Here is a 16657-nt window from a genome sequence, read left to right as displayed (position 1 = left end):
CAGGCGCACATGGGGTGAATTCCCTATGCTTGCGTTTCGCCAGGTCGGATAAGGCCGTGCTCGACCGCGTAGAGCGCGGCGGCGGCGCGGGTGGTCACGCCGATCCTGGAATAGACGCTCTGGATATGATGATCTGCGGTCTTGGGTGAGATATCCAGCTTCCGCGCCGTCTCCTTAGCGGTGAGGCCGCCGGCGATCAGGCGCAGCACCTCGATCTCGCGCGGCGTCATGCCGGCCAGCGGCCGGGGCGGCGGGCGTCGCGACCGCTGTCCGGCGAAGGACAGTACAGCCTCGGCGGCGTCGGGACAGATACAGCCCTCACGAACGGCGGTACGGAGTTCCGCCGCCGCCGCCTCGCTGGACAACGCCTTGCGGTGTGGGCGCTCCTCCCGCGACGTCTGGAACGCCTCGGCAGCGGCCAGGATCCTCGCCGCCGGCGACAGGTCGGAACCGCCGACCTTGCGGTGATAGCCGGAGCCATCCAAGCGTTCGTGATGGCGCAGCACCAGTGAGGCCATCGCGTCGCCCTCGCGGCCGAAGGAGGCTAGCGCCCGCTCGCCATAATAGGCGTGCAGTTGGGCCGCGTCGCGTTCGCGCACCGACAGCGGACCGTTGCGCATCCAGGTTGCCACCGGCACCACGAGTTCGCCGATATCATGGATGCAGCCCGACCAACGCAGGGCACTGACGTCGGCGGCCGGCAGTCCCATCTCTTCTCCTGCTCCCCCCGCCAGTTCCGCCACCATCCGCGAATGACCCTGCGTGAATGGCATGCGCATGTCGATCATGTCGGCGATGGCGAGGAATGCTTGGTCGCAGTCTGCCTCATTCAACGCCACTGGCGGATCGGGCTCGAGCGCCAAAATCGTCTCGCGGTCGACCGTCGCGCCGATACCTTCCATCAGCGCCGACACGTTTGCTGAGACGAGCCGGGCCAGATCCGCTTCGTAGGGGCCGTCGCCGCGGCTGGCGATGATTTCGGCCATCTCCTCGATGCCGACGGCATCGCTGAGCGCAATGACATCCTGCGCCAAAGTAATCAGGCGCACGGCCGGCAGGACATCCTCGCCGCTCAGCCCACGCGGCAGCCCCTTGCCGTCCCAGCGTTCGTAGATCTGTCCAAGATTACGCCGCATCTCCTCGGAAAGGCCCAGCCGCTCGCCGATCCGCTGCGCGACCTCGCAATGCGCGGTCAGCACCGGGCGGGCCACTGCGAGCGCCTGCGACATCGCGGCCTCGATCGCCTTGGCCTGCGCATAGGGCTCGAGATCGTAGTAGAACCGCTTGAAGGCCTGCACGAAGACCCTGCCCAGTTCCGCACGGTTGCCCATGTCGAGACCGACAAGATCCTGGCGGAGCGCGATTTCGTCGCCGAAAGTGGCAGACAGCAGGTCCGTGTCGGCATTGCAACCGACATAACGCAGCATCGACTGGTGGTAGATGTTGCGCCGAACCTCATCGGAAAGGCCCGCAAGCTCGGCGATACGCATTGCAAGCACGCAGGATTTCAGCGCAAAGTCGCGCGAATGGCCGGTGGCAAGGTCCGAAGCATAGGCGAGGACCATCATAAAGTCCGCCCGGCGGATCGAGACGTTTGTCATCGTCCACCTCCCAGTTAGCCCCACGCTAGCTCCGCGTGCCGTTATTACCTAGGGAAAAGTCTCAAGCTTGACGTAAATACTGCGAGAAACTGAACGTTCCGTTTTTGGGGCCGGAGCCAGACATTCCGCTTCTAGGCTCTCAGGCCCTCGACCCTGCGGCAGTTCTGATCTGCCAATGTTCCTTTTTGATCGATCCTATGACCACCGCAGCCTTTGACGGATCGCCGGGGAAGGCAGCATCAAGTTCGGGCCGGAGATGAAGAAGAACCATCGCCGCCTGGGCGATGCGTCCGTGGGTATGGACGGATCAATTTATGCGCAATATGGATGGGGATGTGGTCTGGCGCGGCCCTCGCATTTTCGCCGCGTCACCAAGGCAGTCGATGAAGACGTTGGTTCAATGACGCTGCGCCGAACGGGTTGGCCTTTCGATTTGCTGCCCACTCGCAAAAGTGTCGATATCGGAGGATTCGGTCATGAGCGACAACAGGCCAGACGTTACCAAAGATTGGCAAGCGACGCAGGGCCAGAAGTCTTCCGCGAAGCGGCTGCGCCTTTTCGCCGTACTCTGCTGGATCGTCGCCATTGGCGGCGAGATCGCTGGGATCTACCTGTTCTACCAGCACAAGTTCGACCACGGAAACATGCCGCTGCTGATTGGCTTGCTGGTCGGGATCGCTGTTTTCGCAATCGCCGGCAACTTGCTTTGGAAGGCGGCCAATAGGCACGATCCCGCCCGCGCATCCGACACGGCCAGATTCTTCTTCCAAAATCAGCTCGGCGCGATCATCACGTTGATTGCCTTCCTCCCGCTGGTTTTCCTGATCTTGACCGATAAGAACATGGATCCACAGACCAAGAAGGTTGCCGGCGGTTTGGGCGCAGCGCTTGCCGTGCTCGCGACGCTGATCGGGGTCAGCTACCAACCCCCGTCGGTCGAGCAATACACCCAGGACATGAACGCGTGCGCTACGCAGATTAAGACGGGGCAGCCGACCACAGCTTGTTCGCCCGACGTCGCCGCCCAGGCGCAAGAGATCGCCACGGACTCCGCTGCGGTGACGGCCGCTACGAAGGATGCGGAACACCTCTGCGCAGCCGTGAGTCCGCTGAAAGACAAGACCGTGAACAGCGGCTCCGTGACCGAAGCCTATGCGCAGAACGCCATACGCATTACGAAGCAGGTCGAGATGGAACAGAAACAGTGTGGGTTCACGGTTCCGCAATAGACCTGCCCGCGTTCTATTGCACCTAGCACCTTGGAGCCCCTATCTGGCCTCCTTAGCGCAGTCAGCGTCTCTTTGGGGGCAGGGTCCCCTCAGGGCAAGAGCTGATGCAGCGCAACGTCATCACCGTTCAGTGAGCCGCCGCGCGCTCCAGCCTACGCGCATATTGCGTCAGCGGAAAACACATGACGAAGAAGATCAGCGCCACCAGCCCATAGACCTTGAAGGGCTCGAAGGTGGCATTGTTGATGGCGTTGGAGGTCCGCACCAGCTCCTCGAAGCCGATGATCGAGGTGAGCGCTGTCGACTTGATGAGCTGCACCAGGAACCCGACAGTCGGCGCGCGGGTAATCGAAAACGCTTGCGGCAGGATGATTAGCCTTAGTTCCTGCAGATAGTGCAGGCCGAGGCTGGCGCCGGCATCCCACTGGCCAAGCGGCAATGCGGCCACGCCGCTGCGCCAGATCTCGGCGAGATAGGCGCTGGCGAAGAAGGTGAGGCCGAGCACCGCCGCCGTCCACGGCTCGATGCGAAGCCCGAGCATAGGCAGGCCAAAGAACATCAGGAACAGCTGCATCAAGAGCGGCGTTCCCTGGAACAGCGCGATATAGGCGGAGGCAAGCCGCCGGCTCCATTTGTTCTTGGCGATCCTGAAGAAAAGTACAGCCATGCCAACCACGCCGCCGCCAATGAAGGCGGCCAGCGACAGCAGCACCGTCCAGCGTGCGGCGAACAGCAGATTTCTCACGATGTCCCAGAAGGTGAATTCGATCATGACACACCAGCCCCCAGGACGCGGCGTCCGCCAGTGACCAACAGCCGGCGCAAGGCCATCGACAGGGCGAGATAGACCAGCGTCACCACGAAATAGGTCTCAAAGGACCGGAACGTGCGTGCCTGCAGCATGTCGGCCTCGTAGGTAAGTTCGCGTACCGCGATCTGCGACACCACGGCGGACTCCAGCATCATGATGACGATCTGGCTGGTCAGCGCCGGATAGATCACCTTGAGCGCTTGCGGCAGCACGATCTTGACGAAGACCTGGCGCGGCCGCAAGCCGAGCGCGAGGGCCGCTTCCGACTGTCCATGCGGCACCGCGTCAAGCCCGGCGCCGACGATCTCGATCGTATAGGCCGCCATATTGAGCGTCATCGCCACAATGGCGGCCAGTACCGGGTCGAGCCTGATGCCGAGGCTGGGCAGCCCGAAGAAAATGAAGAACAGCTGCACCAGGAATGGCGTGTTGCGCACAACCTCGACATAGACGGCAATCGCCCGCTTCAGCATCACGGGGCCGTTCCGGCGTCCCGCCGCGCCGATAATGCTCAGCAGCGTTCCCGCCAGCGTGGTCACGGCGATCAGCAGGATCGTCGTGAAGGCGCCGCGCGCTATATCGCCCGCGGCACCTGGAAGCCAGGCAAAGGCCATCGGAACTCAATCCTTGAGGTTGTCGGGGTTGAGCGGCGTCTTCAGCCAGGCCTTCGAGCTTTCGTCCAGTTTGCCGTCGGCCAGCATCTTGGCGACGGCATCGTTGACCGCCTTCTTCAGCGCGTCTTCATTCTTGTTGAGGCCGATATGCGAAGGCGACGTCATCAGCTGGAACTTTTGTTCCGGCTTCAGCGCGTCCTGCTTGGCCAGCACCTGCGCCCCGACGTCGTTGCCGACGACCATCAGCTGTGTCTGCCCGGAGATGAAGGCCTGGATGACGGAATTGTAGTTGTCGAAGCGCTTGATGTCGGCCGAGGCCGGTGCGACTTCAGTGAGCGAGGTGTCTTCGAGCGTGCCGCGGTTGACGGCGATCGACTTGTCGGCAAGGTCTTCCTTGCCTTTGACAGCCAGCGCCGCCGGACCGATCACGGCGATATAGTAGGGCGCATAGGCGGCGGCGAAGTCGATCACCTGCTCACGTTCCTTCGAATAGCCGACGCTCATCAGGAGGTCGACGCGATGGTCGTTGAGGTATGGGATGCGGTTTTGGCCGGTGACCGCGACAGGATTGAGCTTCACCTTCAGGGCATCGGCGATGTATTGCGCCACATCCATGTCATAGCCCTTGAGGCTCATGTCGGCGCTGGCCGAGGAGAAGGGCGGAAAGTCGGCGAAGACGCCGACATTGATGGTGCCGGCCTTGGTGATATCAGCCAGCGCGTCGGCGCTGGCAGCCTGTACGCCAAGGCCCAGGCCGGCGGCGCCGAACAAGATTGCGGCAATGGATGACTTGATTGTCGTGTGGATTGTCATTTTTCATTCCCCTGTCTGGATGCATTGTTTGTCTGGGTCGGCCGCCGGCTCCAGCACGGCGGCCGCCTTGCTTCGGTTAGGTCAGGCTCCCTTGCCGGTGACAGCCGGGCTGAACACCATAAGGCTCAGGATCTCGAACAGCACCTGTGCTGCCGCATGCGCCGTGTTGGTGGTCGAATCATATTGCGGCGCCACTTCGACGACGTCGCCGCCGACGATGTTGAGGCCCTTGAAGCCGCGCAGCAGCTCGAGCACTTCCCGCGTCGTCAGGCCGCCGACTTCCGGCGTGCCGGTGCCGGGTGCGAAGGCCGGGTCGACGCTGTCGATGTCGAAGGAAATATAGGTCGGTCCATCGCCAACGATCTTGCGCGCCTTCTCGATGATGGCCGGAATGCCAAGGCCTGTCACCTCTTCGGCATGCACCACGGTCATGCCGGATTCGTAGGTGAACTCCCACAGATATTCGGCAGCGCCGCGAATGCCGATTTGGATGGTGCGCGTCGGGTCGAGCACGCCGTCCAGCACCGCGTTGCGGAAGGGGCCGCCGTGGTGGAACTTGGTCATGTCGAACAGGCCGCTGGTGTCGCAATGGGCGTCGATATGGATGAGGCCGACCGGCGCCTTCTTGCCGACCGCCTTCAGGATAGGATGACTGATCGAGTGATCGCCACCGACCGACAAGGGAATGACGCCGGCGTCGACGATCTGGTTGGCGCGGCGCTCGATGTCTTCATGGCTGGTCTCCAGCCGGTAGCGGCTGCGGAACGGCACGTCGCCGATGTCGGCAACCCTGAGTTCATGCGTCGGCGCGCATTCCAGCACGTGGTTGTAGGGGCCGATGCGTTCGATAGTGCGCAGCGCCCTTGGCCCGAAACGCGAGCCTGGCCGGTTGGTGACGCCGAGATCCATCGGCACGCCGATCATGGCTACCTGCAGGTCGCCGAAGTCAGGGTTTTCGGCGGCAATTTCGCGGTAGGGAGCGGCAAGGAAGGTCGGGATGCCGGAATAGGGCGCCAGCCGCGTGCCGCTCTTGGAAAAGATCTTGTCGGCCACCTTGCGGAATTTCGGATCGAACATCTCGCCGCCATGGCTTTCGCCATATTTACGGCGCAACGCGTCGAGTTTGCCGCGATCATAACCCATGGTGTTCTCCTGCTTGACTGCTGCGGTCTGGTCCCTAGCCAAGCGTGGCTCGGGCAACCGTTCCTGGTCCTGCCGCTAGGTGTTTTACTGCCTGCTGGTCTGACGTCTAGATGCTGTTCCCGGCAAAGTGTCGGGCAGCCCCTTTGAAAAATCAATTGATATTGTTAGGGTCTTCTCTGTGAGAAAAGCTCACAAACTTTTGGAGCCGAATGGCCAACCGCCTGCCACCTCTCAATCCGCTGCGCGCCTTTGAGGCGACGGCACGCCATGCCTCGCTGACCAAGGCGGCGAGTGAATTGAATGTCACACACGGCGCCGTCAGCCACCAGATCAAGGCGCTTGAACAGTCGCTCGGCGTCAAGCTGTTCGAGCGCACCGGGCAGCGGGTCAAGCTGACCCCTCATGGCGCCGAGCTGTTGCCGGCGGTATCGAGCGCTTTCGACGGCATCGCAGCCGCGACCCAGCGCCTGACACGCCCGGCGAGCAGCGGCGCGCTCTCTGTCTCCTGCGTACCGGCGCTGCTGCTGTTGTGGATGACGCCGAGGCTGGGCAGCTTCACCGCGCAATATCCCGATATCAGCCTGACGCTCATCCCGTCCAACGACGCCAAGGACATCCGAGCGCCGCATATCGACGTCTGCGTGCACTATGGCAACGGCAACTGGACCGATTGCTGGATGCGCAAGTGGTCGGGGCTCGAACTGTTTCCCGTGGTCAGTCCGACGCTGATCAACAACCGGCCTATCCGCACCGTCCGCGATCTCGCGGACCATGTCTTCCTGCACGGCGATGACGGCCGTGAATGGCACACCTGGCTGGCCGCCGCCGACGCTCTCGACCTGGAGCGCGGCCGCCGCCACCATATCGGCGACGCCCGAATGGCGGTCGAAGCCGCTGTCCATGGCCATGGCGTGGCATTGGGCGATTCCGTGACGGCCAGCGCTATGCTGGCCAAGGGTATGCTGGTCGCGCCGTTCAGCCTGTCGGTGCCGGCGGTCGACGACTTCTACATCGTCTGCCGCAACGAAATGAAATCGACGCCGATCGTCCAGGTCTTCATCGACTGGCTGTTCGCCGAAAAGGCGCAGGATGATGGCCGTGCCGACGCCCCGGTGGCTGGCCGCATCGGCATCCGCAGGAAGCGTCCTGCGCTCCGGGTCGTCGGGTCCAAGACCTCGTCCTGACAGGCGTCCAACCATCCATAGCCGGCGTTGACGCGCAGCCCTTTCTTTTTGTCGGGCCAGCGGCCAAACCGGGCAGCGTTTTGGCCAATTCGATGCTATGAGGCCTGTCGCGGTTGTGGATAACAGGCAGCGAAGGCGGTGTTGAAATATGGCTAAGACCGATATTGCGCGGCGCGTCTACAACCACACTTGGAAGCTCGACCCGATCGTGCGCAGCTTGCTGGACACCGATTTCTACAAGCTTTTGATGCTGCAGATGATCTGGGGCATGTACCCCAAGGTCGAGACCACCTTCTCGCTGATCAACCGCACCACCTCGGTGCGCCTTGCCGACGAAATCGACGAGGGTGAGCTGCGCGAACAGCTCGATCATGCCCGCACCTTGCGCCTCAGCAAGAAGGAGATGATCTGGCTCGGCGGTAATAATTTCTATGGCCGCAAGCAGATATTCGAACCGGAATTCCTGGCCTGGCTGGAAAATTTCAGGCTGCCCGAATACGAGCTTTCCAAGCGCGATGGCCAGTATGAACTGACCTTCAGCGGGCCGTGGATGTACACGACGCTGTGGGAAATCCCCGCGCTCGCCATCATCAACGAACTCAGGTCCCGCGCCGCCATGCGTGCGTTCGGCCCCTTCGCGCTGGATGTGCTTTATGCCCGCGCCAAGGCCAAGATGTGGGCAAAAACCGAGCGGCTGAAGGCGCTGCCCGGCATCCGCATTTCGGATTTCGGCACCCGCCGCCGGCATTCGTTCCTGTGGCAGCGCTGGTGTGTGGAAGCGCTGAAGGAAGGCATCGGCGAGGCGTTCACCGGCACGTCCAACGTGCTGCTGGCCATGGACAACGACCTCGAAGCGCTGGGCACCAACGCGCATGAATTGCCGATGGTGTTTGCTGCCCTTGCCAAGTCGGACAACGAGCTGAAACAGTCGCCCTACAAGGTGCTGCAGGACTGGCAGCGCTATTACGGTGGCAATCTGCTGATCGTGCTTCCCGACGCTTTCGGCACCGCATCCTTCCTGCGTGACGCGCCCGACTGGGTCGCCGACTGGACCGGCTTTCGCCCCGACAGCGCGCCGCCGATCGAAGGCGGCGAGAAAATCATCTCCTGGTGGCGTGAAAGGGGCAAGGATCCCCGGCAGAAACTGCTGATCTTCTCGGACGGGCTTGAGGTCGAAACCATTGAGGAGACCTATCGCCACTTCAAGGGCAAGGTGCGCATGTCCTTCGGCTGGGGCACCAACCTCACCAATGATTTCGAAGGCTGCGCGCCGATCGAGACCAACAGGCTCGACGCCATATCGCTGGTCTGCAAGGTCACCGAGGCCAACGGCCGGCCGGCGGTCAAGCTTTCCGATAATCCGGCCAAGGCGACCGGCGATGTCAGGGAGATCGAGCGCTATATCGGCCTGTTCGGCGAGAAAGACCGCGTGGAGCAACGGGTCAAGGTGTGAGGAGCAGGGGCTCTTGGACGGTATGAGTTCCTTCGCGCCCCCCTCTGTCCTGCCGGATATCTCCCCGACAAGTGGGGAGATTGGCTGTGATCTCAGGTTTCGCCAATCTCCGAAGGTTCAAAGAACGCGCCGAGAGAGCGCCCAGCCGATCTCCCCCCAAGTGGGGGAGATGTCCGGTAGGACAGAGGGGGGCGCCGTAGAGCGCAGCCATGGCTGGATAGCCAGGAGGTTCTACTGCCTCCTCTCTGCTCTCGCGCTTGGGTGCTTACCTTCCCCCGCCTTCGCCCACGCCTCCGACCGTGGCCATGTCCTGCTCCTGCCCACCGGCTACTACTTGGTCGGCGGCGCTTTCGCCGTCGCCATCAGCTTTCTGGCCCTGGCATTGCTGCCGCCCAATTCGCAGGAGCGTTTCTGGCGCCGCCGTTTGCCGCTATTCGCCGTCGGTGACGGCGCCGGCGTCATCGTCAGCCTGATATCATTTGCCGGCTTTGCAGTTCTGGTCGTGGCCGGATTTTTCGGCAGCCGCGATCCGCTGTCCAACCCGCTGCCGCTGGTGGTCTGGACGTTGCTGTGGGCCGGTCTCACCTTGCTGCAGGGCGTCTTTGGCGATCTCTGGTCTTGGCTCAACCCATGGTACGGCCTGTCGCGCCTGCTTGGCAGACACGACCGCGGGGCATGGCGGCTTCCCGCATGGCTCGGCTGCTGGCCTGCGGTCGTGCTTTTCTTTGCCTTCGCCTGGTTCGAATTGATCGATCCTGCCCCCGACGATCCGGCGCGCCTGGCCTGGGCGGCGGGCCTGTACTGGTTGGCAAGCTTCATCGCCATGCTGCTGTTTGGATACGCTGAGTGGAGCCGCCGCGGTGAATTCCTGACCATCTTCTTCTCCATGGTGGCGAAGTTTGCCATCGTGGCGCGTGATGAAAACGGTCGCCTGGCGCTGTGCTGGCCGGGCGCGAAGCTGCTGACCGCCGAGCCGCTGCCGCCGAGCGGCATCGCCTTCCTGCTGCTGGCGCTGTCGTCGGTGTCTTTCGACGGCCTGTCGAAAACCTTCTTCTGGCTTGGCCTGTTCGGCATCAACCCGCTCGAATTTCCGGGCCGCACCGCAATGATCGGCAGCGGGACTGTCGGCCTGATTCTGACTTTCGCGCTGCTGGCGGTGGTGTTCATTTTCGCCGTCTTTCTCGGCCAGCGCCTTGCCGGCAGCGATCAACCCCTTCGACGGGCGGCCGGGGTACTGGTCTGGTCGATCGTGCCGATCGCACTCGCTTATCATGTCGCGCATTATCTGACGGCGCTGCTGGTCGACGGCCAATACGCGCTTGCCGCGATATCCGACCCGTTCGGGCTGGGTTGGAACCTGTTCGGCGCCGCCGACATGCAGATCGAGGCGGGCGTGGTCGCCGGCGCGGACTCCGCTTTCTGGCTGTGGAATATCCAGGCCGGCGCCATCATTCTTGGCCATGTGCTGGCGGTTCTTGTCGCGCATGGCTTCGCCGGCCGGTTGCACCCGGTTCCCACACGCGCCGCCCTCAGTCAGTTCCCGCTCACCTTGCTGATGATCGCCTACACCGTCTTCGGTCTCTGGCTGCTTGCCACGCCGACGGCCGGGTGAGACAAGTCTAGCCGTGGAAGAAAGCTCGCTTGCCACGTCAGGGCTTTGGTGATTTAGTTTGTACACATGCAATTTTGCATCCTCTTGCCGAGGATGTTCGAGCCGCCTTCAATCGTTGGTCAAAACGCAAAAACAGGGGAACGAACGTGACTGACAAGAACGGATTCTTCGACATCTCCAAAACCGGTCTCACCCGCCGCACGGCGCTGAAGGGACTGGCCGCCACCGCCGGCCTCGTCACCGCGCCCGGTTTCATCCGCTATTCCCAGGCGCAAAGCGCGGCGCCGATCAAGATCGGCTTCCAGTCGCACCGCACCGGCATCGGCGCCGCCTATGGCCGCTGGTACGAGAAGACCACCGCCGCGGCGGTCAAGGCCATCAACGCCGCCGGCGGCATCAATGGCCGTCAGGTCGAGGTCGTTATCGAGGATGACGGCACGGACCCCGCGCGCGGCGCCGAGGTGGTCGGCAAGTTCGCCACCCAGCACAAGACCGACATCGTCTTCGGCACACTGTTTTCGCATGTCGTCATCGGCTCGGCGCCCGCCGCCGGCGAGGCCAAGATTCCCTACTTCGTCGTCAGCGAAGGCCATCATGTCGCGTCGACCAAGCTGAACCGCTATGTCTTCCAGCCCGGCATCACCGACGTGAAGAGCCAGATCCAGTCGATGGCGCCTTGGATTTCGGGCAATGTCGGCAAGAAGGTCACCATGATCTTCCCGGATTTCGCCTTCGGCTACGATCATCGCGACTACCTGCCGCCGGCGCTGAAGGCACAGGGCGCCGATGTCATCGCCCAGATCGCCATTCCGCCGACGGAATCGTCCTTCACCAAATACTTCCCGCAGATCCCCGCCGAGACCGAGGTGATCTACCACGTCATGGTCGGCCCGGCGGTGCTCACCTTCGTCAAGGAACTCGGCGAGTTCTACGGCTCCAACCGGCCGCAGCTGTTCGGCTTCATCGATTCGCTCGAAGCCACCGACATCAACAGCCCCGGTCTGGAATTCCTTGATGGCAGCCATTTCTGGGAAGGCTCGCCGCGCTATGCGCAGGCCGATGATTCCGAAGCGCAGAAAGCCTATCGCGCCGCCGTCGGCATCGACGACAATGGCGCTGCCGTGGGCGACGCCAAGGATGTTTCCACCGCCGCGCACATGTTCGGTTGCTGGGAAACACTCTACGTCGTCAAGAAGGCCATGGAAGACGCCGGCTACAAGGGACCGGAAGACCGCGCCAAGCTGGTCGAGGCGACCGAGGCCCTGACCGCCTTCGCCGAAGGCCCGGAACATCCGCAGGGCCCCAAGACCTTCAATGGCAAGATCCACCAGTGCTTCGGCATCCAGAACATCTCCAAGGTCGAGGGCGGCAAGCTCAAGGTCGTTCACAAGACCAAGATCGAGGACGGCCTCTACGAGGCGGAAGGGGACTACACGACCCAGGCGCTCTAGACTCAGTAAGCCGCAGCAGTGAGCGCCAAGGGCGCATAGCCAATGCACTTTGGACCCCACCTGCTCCTCGCTGCCCTGGAGGGCCTTGTCAGCAGCGCCGTGCTGGCGCTGACCGCGCTTGGCCTGTCGCTGGTGTTCGGTGTCATGCGCGTCGTCAACGTCGCGCATGGCGAGTTCTTCATGCTGGGCGCCGTGCTCGCCTGGGCGATTTCAACGGCGGTCGGCGGCCATCCCGCGCTTGGTTTCCTGGCGGCTTTGGTGCTGGCGCCGCTGATTGTCGGCGCCATAGCGCTGGTCGCCGAGCGGCTGGTGCTGCGCCGGCTCAACTACAATCCGGAAGCCACCATCGTCGCCACCATCGGCATGCTTTATATCATCCAGCAGCTGGCGCTGACCTTTTACGGTCCGGAAGCGCGACCGGTGGAGCCACCGTTCAGCTACCGGATCGTGCTGCCATGGTTCGGTTACTCCGGCTACAAGCTGTCGATCATAGCCGCCTCGGCACTTATGCTGATCGCGACATGGCTGGTGCTGACGCGCACGAAAATTGGCCTGATCATGCGCGCCACGCAATATGACAGCGAAACCGCCCAGGCCTTCGGCATTCCTGTCGGCCGCGTCTATGGCGGTGTCTTCGCGCTCGGCGCGATGCTGGCGGCGGTTGCCGCCGTGCTCATCGTGCCGATCAGCCAGGCGCACTACCTGATGGGACAGGACCCGCTGCTGTTATCCTTCATCGTTGTCATCATCGGCGGTCTTGGTTCGCTGCGCGGCACCGTTGTCGCCGCCGTGCTGATCGGCATGTCCGATGGCATCATCTCGGTTTTCTTCTCGCCGACCCTGGCCAAGATCATCGCCACCTTGCTCGTCGCCATGGTGCTGGTATTCCGGCCGCAAGGCCTGTTCGGGACGGTATCGCGATGAGCGAAGCTTCGCCGGCAAAAGCCTATGGCTTGCATCTCGGCGTCATCGCCTTGCTCTTCGTGCTGAGCTTCCTGCTGCCGGACTATTATCATGGCCTGCTCGCCCGCATCATGGTGCTGGCGGTCTTCGCCATGGGCTACAACATGCTGTTCGGCTATGTCGGCCTGCTCAGCCTCGGCCACGCCATGTTCTTTGCCGCGGGCCTCTACGGCGCCGGCCTTGCGGTCATTCATCTCGGCTGGAATGTGCCACTGGCCTTTCTCGGCGGCATAGCTTGCGGCGCGGTCCTGGCGCTGGTCATTGGCTTGCTGGCCCTGCGCACAACAGGTGTCGCCTTCATGATCGTCACCATGATGTTCGCGCAAGTCTTCTACCTCGTCATCCTCTATTTCGCCGCCTGGACCGGCGGCGACCAGGGCATGGTCGTGCCACAGCCGGCACGCGTCCTCTATCTTGGCGCGGCCTCATTCGACCTCACCAATCCGACCGTCCGCTACATGACGGCGCTGACGCTGTTTTCGCTGGCGCTGCTGGCAACACTTGCCATTGTCCGTTCCAGGCATGGCCGCGTGCTCATCGCCATCCGCGAAAACGAGGAGCGGACAAAGATGCTCGGCTACGACACGTTTTCGAACAAGCTCGCCGCCGTCGTTGCATCCGGCACCATCTGCGCCGCCTCGGGCGCGGCCTACGCGCTGCTGTTTGGCTATGTCGGCTCGAACTTCGCCTCGGTGCAGTATTCCATCCTGCCGCTGCTCTGGGTGCTGCTCGGTGGCGCGGCCACGACGCTCGGGCCGATGCTCGGCACCGTGTTCATGTATTATGTCATCGACATCACCAGCGGCTATACATCCGCCTATCTGCTGATTGTCGGCATAGCCCTCATCCTTCTGGTGCTGTTTTTCCCGAGGGGTATTCTGGGATCCATCCGCCAGCGCTGGCTCGGGTGGCTGCCATGATGCCGCTGCTGACCACCAAGGGGCTGTCGCGCGACTTTGGCGGCCTGCGTGCGGTCGACAATGTCGACTTCACCTTGATGCCGGGCGAAATTCGCGCCGTCATCGGTCCCAATGGCGCGGGCAAGACCACCTTCGTCAGCCTGGTCAGCGGCCGCATCCAGCCGTCTTCCGGCATGATCGTCTTCGATGGCGCCGACATCACCAGCCAGCCGGCCTACATCAGGGTCCGTCAGGGCATCGCCTATACGTTCCAGATCACCAGCGTCTTCGCCAATCTCACCGCCTATGACAATGTCGCGCTGCCGGTGCAGCGCACGTTGAGCGATGGCCGCTCCAAGGGCGCCGTGCGCGCCGGCGTCATGAGCGCGCTCGAACAGACCGGCCTTGCAGACCGTGCCCATATGCCTGCCGGGCAATTGTCGTACGGCCACCAGCGCCTGCTCGAAGTGGCGATGGGCTTGGCGCTGAAGCCGCGCCTGCTGATCCTCGATGAGCCGACGCAGGGCCTGGCCGACAGCGAGATCGACAATTTCATCCGGCTGGTACGCGAGATCGCCACCACGGCCACCGTGCTGTTGATCGAGCACAACATGCCTGTTGTCATGCAACTGGCTGACCGCATCACCGTCTTCAATGTCGGCAAGATTCTCGCAGAGGGTACGCCCGAGGTGATCCGCGAGAATGCCGCGGTGCAGGAAGCCTATCTGGGAACGGCGCCATGAGCGGGGCGAAGTCCGAAGCGCTGACGATCTCGGGACTGGATTGCTTCTATGGCGAGGTCCAGGTGCTTTACGGCCTTGATCTTGTCCTGAACAAGGGCGAGGTGCTCTGCCTGTTTGGCCGCAACGGCGCCGGCAAGACCACGACGCTCAAGGCCATCATGGGGCTGGTTCCGGCAAGTGCCGGCTCGATCAGCCTAGGCGGCACCGAACTGACCGGCCTGCCGGCGCATGAGGTACCGAAGGCCGGTGTCGCCTATGTGCCGCAAGGCAGGCGGCTTTTCGCCGAGATGACGGTGGCGGAAAACATCGAGATCGGCCTGATGGCGCGCGGCAAGGGCAAGGCGACACGCGAAAACGTGCTCGACTTGTTCCCGTTGTTGCGGCAGCGCCTGCGGCAGCGCTCCGGCACGCTGTCGGGCGGCGAGCAGCAGATGCTGGCCATGGCGCGCGCGCTTTGCCTCGAGCCCCAGGTGCTGCTGCTCGACGAACCGACCGAAGGGCTGATGCCGTCGATGATCGCCAAGATCCGCGAGACCGTCTCGAAGCTGCGCGACATGGACGTCTCCACCATCCTGGTCGAGCAGCGGGTCGATGCCGTTCTCTCGGTGGCGGATCGCGTCTCGTTCATCGAGAACGGCCGCAACCGCGAGACCGTCGATGTCGAGGCGCTGCGCGCCGACCCGTCGGCGGTGCGCCGCTATGTCGGTGTCGGCTGATCAGCCAAAAAACAGAAAACCGGCGATCAGGAATGTCGGGATCAGCACCGCGCCCGACCACAGCATATAGCCGAAGAAACTTGGCATCTTCACGCCCTGCTGCCTGGCAATAGCATAGACCATGAAGTTCGGCGCATTGCCGACATAGGTGTTGGCGCCCATGAACACCGCGCCCGCCGAGATCGCGGCAAGCGTCGAGGCAAGATCGGTCATCAGGTGGCCGGGATTGCCGCCAGCAAGCTCGAAGAACACCAGATAGGTTGGCGCATTGTCGAGGAAGGACGACAGCGCGCCGGTCAGCCAGAAGTAGGCGAGGTCTTTGGGCGCGCCGGACGGCGAGGTGACGAGCGCGACCAGCGGCGCCAGCGCACCGTCATGCCCGGCCCGCAGGATGGCGACGACCGGCACGATGCAGATGAAGATGCCGGCAAACAGTTTTGCCACTTCGGCAATCGGGCCCCAGTTGAACCCATTCGCCTCACGGTACTCCTTGCGCGAAACGGCAAGCGAGATGAAGGCGAGCGCCAGGATGACGGCGTCGCGCACGAGGTTCTGCAATTCCAGCGTCACGCCCTGGATGGAAAAGCTCACGCCGGGCTTCCAGGCGGCGGAAACCAGGATCGCGGCGATCACACCGGCCAGCAGCGGAATGTTGGGCAACCCGCGGATGCGGACCTTCGAGTCCGGCGTCGGATCCTTGATCTTTGGCGCGCCGTCCTCGCGCCGGTGCAAGATGATGTCGATCAGCAGGAAGGCGGCCAGCACAACGCCGCCCACGAACAGAGTTTCCCGATAAAGGTTTTCAGTGGTCCAGAAGAAGTCGACGCCGCGCAGGAAGCCGACGAACAGCGGCGGATCGCCGAGCGGCGTCAGCGAACCGCCGATGTTGGAGACCAGGAAAATGAAGAAGATGATGACATGGGCGTTGAACGGCCTGTTGTCATTGGCGCGTATCATCGGCCGGATCAGGATCATCGATGCGCCCGTGGTGCCGATCACCGAGGCGAGCAGCGCGCCGACCAGCAGCAGTCCGGCATTGACCAGCGGCGTGCCGTGAATGTTGCCGGCGACAAGAATGCCGCCCGAGATGGTGAACAACGCGAACAACAGGATGATGAAGGACATGTATTCGGTGAGCAGCGCATGCAGCACCGCCTCGGCCGCGTCGGGCACGCCGAAGGCAAATGCCAAAGGCACGATCACCAGGGCAGCCCAGAGGGCCGATATCTTGCCATAGTGATGTTCCCAGACATGCTGGAACAGCAGCGGCCCGGTGGCGATGCAAAGCAGCAACCCGGCAAAGGGCAGCGCCCACCAAAGCGGCATCGCCGCCCCTGGCAGCCCATGCTCTTCAGCGGCAAGCGCTATTCCTGGAAACAGGGTCGCTGCAGCCAGGACGGCGCGTGCCGTCCAGACTGTTGTTGC

At 62.9% G+C, this 16657-nt stretch carries 15 protein-coding genes; 9 read left to right on the top strand and 6 right to left on the bottom strand.

Going from position 1 to position 16657, the window contains the following annotated elements:
- Positions 1 to 23 precede the first annotated feature (23 nt).
- Positions 24 to 1601 (bottom strand): HD domain-containing phosphohydrolase, encoded by a 1578-nt coding sequence (locus GA829_RS03070; RefSeq protein ID WP_195177109.1) that lies wholly within the window; start codon positions 1599 to 1601, stop codon positions 24 to 26.
- A 476-nt stretch (positions 1602 to 2077) separates the two neighbouring features.
- Between GA829_RS03070 and GA829_RS03065 the strand changes: the two genes are divergently transcribed.
- Positions 2078 to 2830 (top strand): hypothetical protein, encoded by a 753-nt coding sequence (locus GA829_RS03065; protein ID WP_195177108.1) that lies wholly within the window; start codon positions 2078 to 2080, stop codon positions 2828 to 2830.
- Positions 2831 to 2957: 127 nt separating this feature from the next.
- Here GA829_RS03065 and GA829_RS03060 read toward each other — a convergent pair whose 3' ends face one another.
- The 4 genes from GA829_RS03060 to speB all read right to left on the bottom strand — a co-directional run bounded on the left by GA829_RS03060 (position 2958) and on the right by speB (position 6211).
- A complete protein-coding gene (locus GA829_RS03060; RefSeq protein ID WP_195177107.1) occupies positions 2958 to 3602 on the bottom strand; it encodes an amino acid ABC transporter permease in 645 nt (214 codons plus the stop codon).
- Positions 3599 to 4255, bottom strand: a complete 657-nt coding sequence (locus GA829_RS03055) for an amino acid ABC transporter permease (protein ID WP_195177106.1) — start codon at positions 4253 to 4255, stop codon at positions 3599 to 3601. Before GA829_RS03055 ends, GA829_RS03060 begins: the two co-directional genes overlap by 4 nt.
- A gap of 6 nt (positions 4256 to 4261) precedes the next feature.
- On the bottom strand, positions 4262 to 5068 hold the full coding sequence (locus GA829_RS03050; protein WP_195177105.1) for a transporter substrate-binding domain-containing protein: 807 nt from the start codon (positions 5066 to 5068) through the stop codon (positions 4262 to 4264).
- Positions 5069 to 5149: 81 nt separating this feature from the next.
- Positions 5150 to 6211: an agmatinase gene (gene speB / locus GA829_RS03045; protein WP_195177104.1), complete on the bottom strand. Its 1062-nt coding sequence runs from the start codon at positions 6209 to 6211 to the stop codon at positions 5150 to 5152.
- Positions 6212 to 6420: 209 nt separating this feature from the next.
- Between speB and gcvA the strand changes: the two genes are divergently transcribed.
- The 8 genes from gcvA (at position 6421) to GA829_RS03005 (ending at position 15232) form a co-directional block, all read left to right on the top strand.
- Positions 6421 to 7395 (top strand): transcriptional regulator GcvA, encoded by a 975-nt coding sequence (gene gcvA / locus GA829_RS03040; protein WP_195177103.1) that lies wholly within the window; start codon positions 6421 to 6423, stop codon positions 7393 to 7395.
- Between the two features lie 148 nt (positions 7396 to 7543).
- On the top strand, positions 7544 to 8848 hold the full coding sequence (gene pncB / locus GA829_RS03035; RefSeq protein WP_195177102.1) for a nicotinate phosphoribosyltransferase: 1305 nt from the start codon (positions 7544 to 7546) through the stop codon (positions 8846 to 8848).
- A gap of 169 nt (positions 8849 to 9017) precedes the next feature.
- Positions 9018 to 10460 carry a hypothetical protein gene (locus GA829_RS03030; RefSeq protein ID WP_195177101.1) on the top strand — a complete coding sequence of 481 codons (1443 nt, stop codon included), beginning with the start codon at positions 9018 to 9020 and terminating at the stop codon, positions 10458 to 10460.
- 146 nt (positions 10461 to 10606) lie between these two features.
- On the top strand, positions 10607 to 11911 hold the full coding sequence (locus GA829_RS03025; protein WP_195177100.1) for an ABC transporter substrate-binding protein: 1305 nt from the start codon (positions 10607 to 10609) through the stop codon (positions 11909 to 11911).
- Positions 11912 to 11953: 42 nt separating this feature from the next.
- Positions 11954 to 12835 (top strand): branched-chain amino acid ABC transporter permease, encoded by an 882-nt coding sequence (locus GA829_RS03020; RefSeq protein ID WP_195177099.1) that lies wholly within the window; start codon positions 11954 to 11956, stop codon positions 12833 to 12835.
- Positions 12832 to 13794: a branched-chain amino acid ABC transporter permease gene (locus tag GA829_RS03015; RefSeq protein WP_195177098.1), complete on the top strand. Its 963-nt coding sequence runs from the start codon at positions 12832 to 12834 to the stop codon at positions 13792 to 13794. The genes GA829_RS03020 and GA829_RS03015 overlap by 4 nt, the downstream gene beginning before the upstream one ends.
- Positions 13791 to 14516, top strand: coding sequence for an ABC transporter ATP-binding protein (locus tag GA829_RS03010; RefSeq protein WP_195177097.1), 726 nt, complete (start codon positions 13791 to 13793; stop codon positions 14514 to 14516). The genes GA829_RS03015 and GA829_RS03010 overlap by 4 nt, the downstream gene beginning before the upstream one ends.
- Positions 14513 to 15232 carry an ABC transporter ATP-binding protein gene (locus tag GA829_RS03005; protein WP_195177096.1) on the top strand — a complete coding sequence of 240 codons (720 nt, stop codon included), beginning with the start codon at positions 14513 to 14515 and terminating at the stop codon, positions 15230 to 15232. The genes GA829_RS03010 and GA829_RS03005 overlap by 4 nt, the downstream gene beginning before the upstream one ends.
- On the opposite strand, the gene GA829_RS03000 is transcribed toward GA829_RS03005, so the two are convergent.
- Positions 15233 to 16558 (bottom strand): sodium:proton antiporter, encoded by a 1326-nt coding sequence (locus GA829_RS03000; RefSeq protein WP_374940381.1) that lies wholly within the window; start codon positions 16556 to 16558, stop codon positions 15233 to 15235.
- Positions 16559 to 16657: the final 99 nt, after the last annotated feature.

The organism is Mesorhizobium sp. INR15 (assembly GCF_015500075.1).
Taxonomy (GTDB): domain Bacteria; phylum Pseudomonadota; class Alphaproteobacteria; order Rhizobiales; family Rhizobiaceae; genus Mesorhizobium.
This window is presented reverse-complemented; position numbering and strand designations above follow the sequence as displayed.

Coding starts and splice junctions, on each gene's coding strand:
- GA829_RS03005 (WP_195177096.1), top strand. CDS start 14,513: ATGAGCGGGGCGAAGTCCGAAGCGCTGACGATCTCGGGACTGGATTGC.
- GA829_RS03070 (WP_195177109.1), bottom strand. CDS start 1,601: ATGACAAACGTCTCGATCCGCCGGGCGGACTTTATGATGGTCCTCGCC.
- GA829_RS03055 (WP_195177106.1), bottom strand. CDS start 4,255: ATGGCCTTTGCCTGGCTTCCAGGTGCCGCGGGCGATATAGCGCGCGGC.
- GA829_RS03065 (WP_195177108.1), top strand. CDS start 2,078: ATGAGCGACAACAGGCCAGACGTTACCAAAGATTGGCAAGCGACGCAG.
- speB (WP_195177104.1), bottom strand. CDS start 6,211: ATGGGTTATGATCGCGGCAAACTCGACGCGTTGCGCCGTAAATATGGC.
- GA829_RS03000 (WP_374940381.1), bottom strand. CDS start 16,558: ATGCCGCTTTGGTGGGCGCTGCCCTTTGCCGGGTTGCTGCTTTGCATC.
- GA829_RS03060 (WP_195177107.1), bottom strand. CDS start 3,602: ATGATCGAATTCACCTTCTGGGACATCGTGAGAAATCTGCTGTTCGCC.
- GA829_RS03030 (WP_195177101.1), top strand. CDS start 9,018: ATGTCCGGTAGGACAGAGGGGGGCGCCGTAGAGCGCAGCCATGGCTGG.
- pncB (WP_195177102.1), top strand. CDS start 7,544: ATGGCTAAGACCGATATTGCGCGGCGCGTCTACAACCACACTTGGAAG.
- GA829_RS03020 (WP_195177099.1), top strand. CDS start 11,954: ATGCACTTTGGACCCCACCTGCTCCTCGCTGCCCTGGAGGGCCTTGTC.
- GA829_RS03050 (WP_195177105.1), bottom strand. CDS start 5,068: ATGACAATCCACACGACAATCAAGTCATCCATTGCCGCAATCTTGTTC.
- GA829_RS03015 (WP_195177098.1), top strand. CDS start 12,832: ATGAGCGAAGCTTCGCCGGCAAAAGCCTATGGCTTGCATCTCGGCGTC.
- GA829_RS03010 (WP_195177097.1), top strand. CDS start 13,791: ATGATGCCGCTGCTGACCACCAAGGGGCTGTCGCGCGACTTTGGCGGC.
- gcvA (WP_195177103.1), top strand. CDS start 6,421: ATGGCCAACCGCCTGCCACCTCTCAATCCGCTGCGCGCCTTTGAGGCG.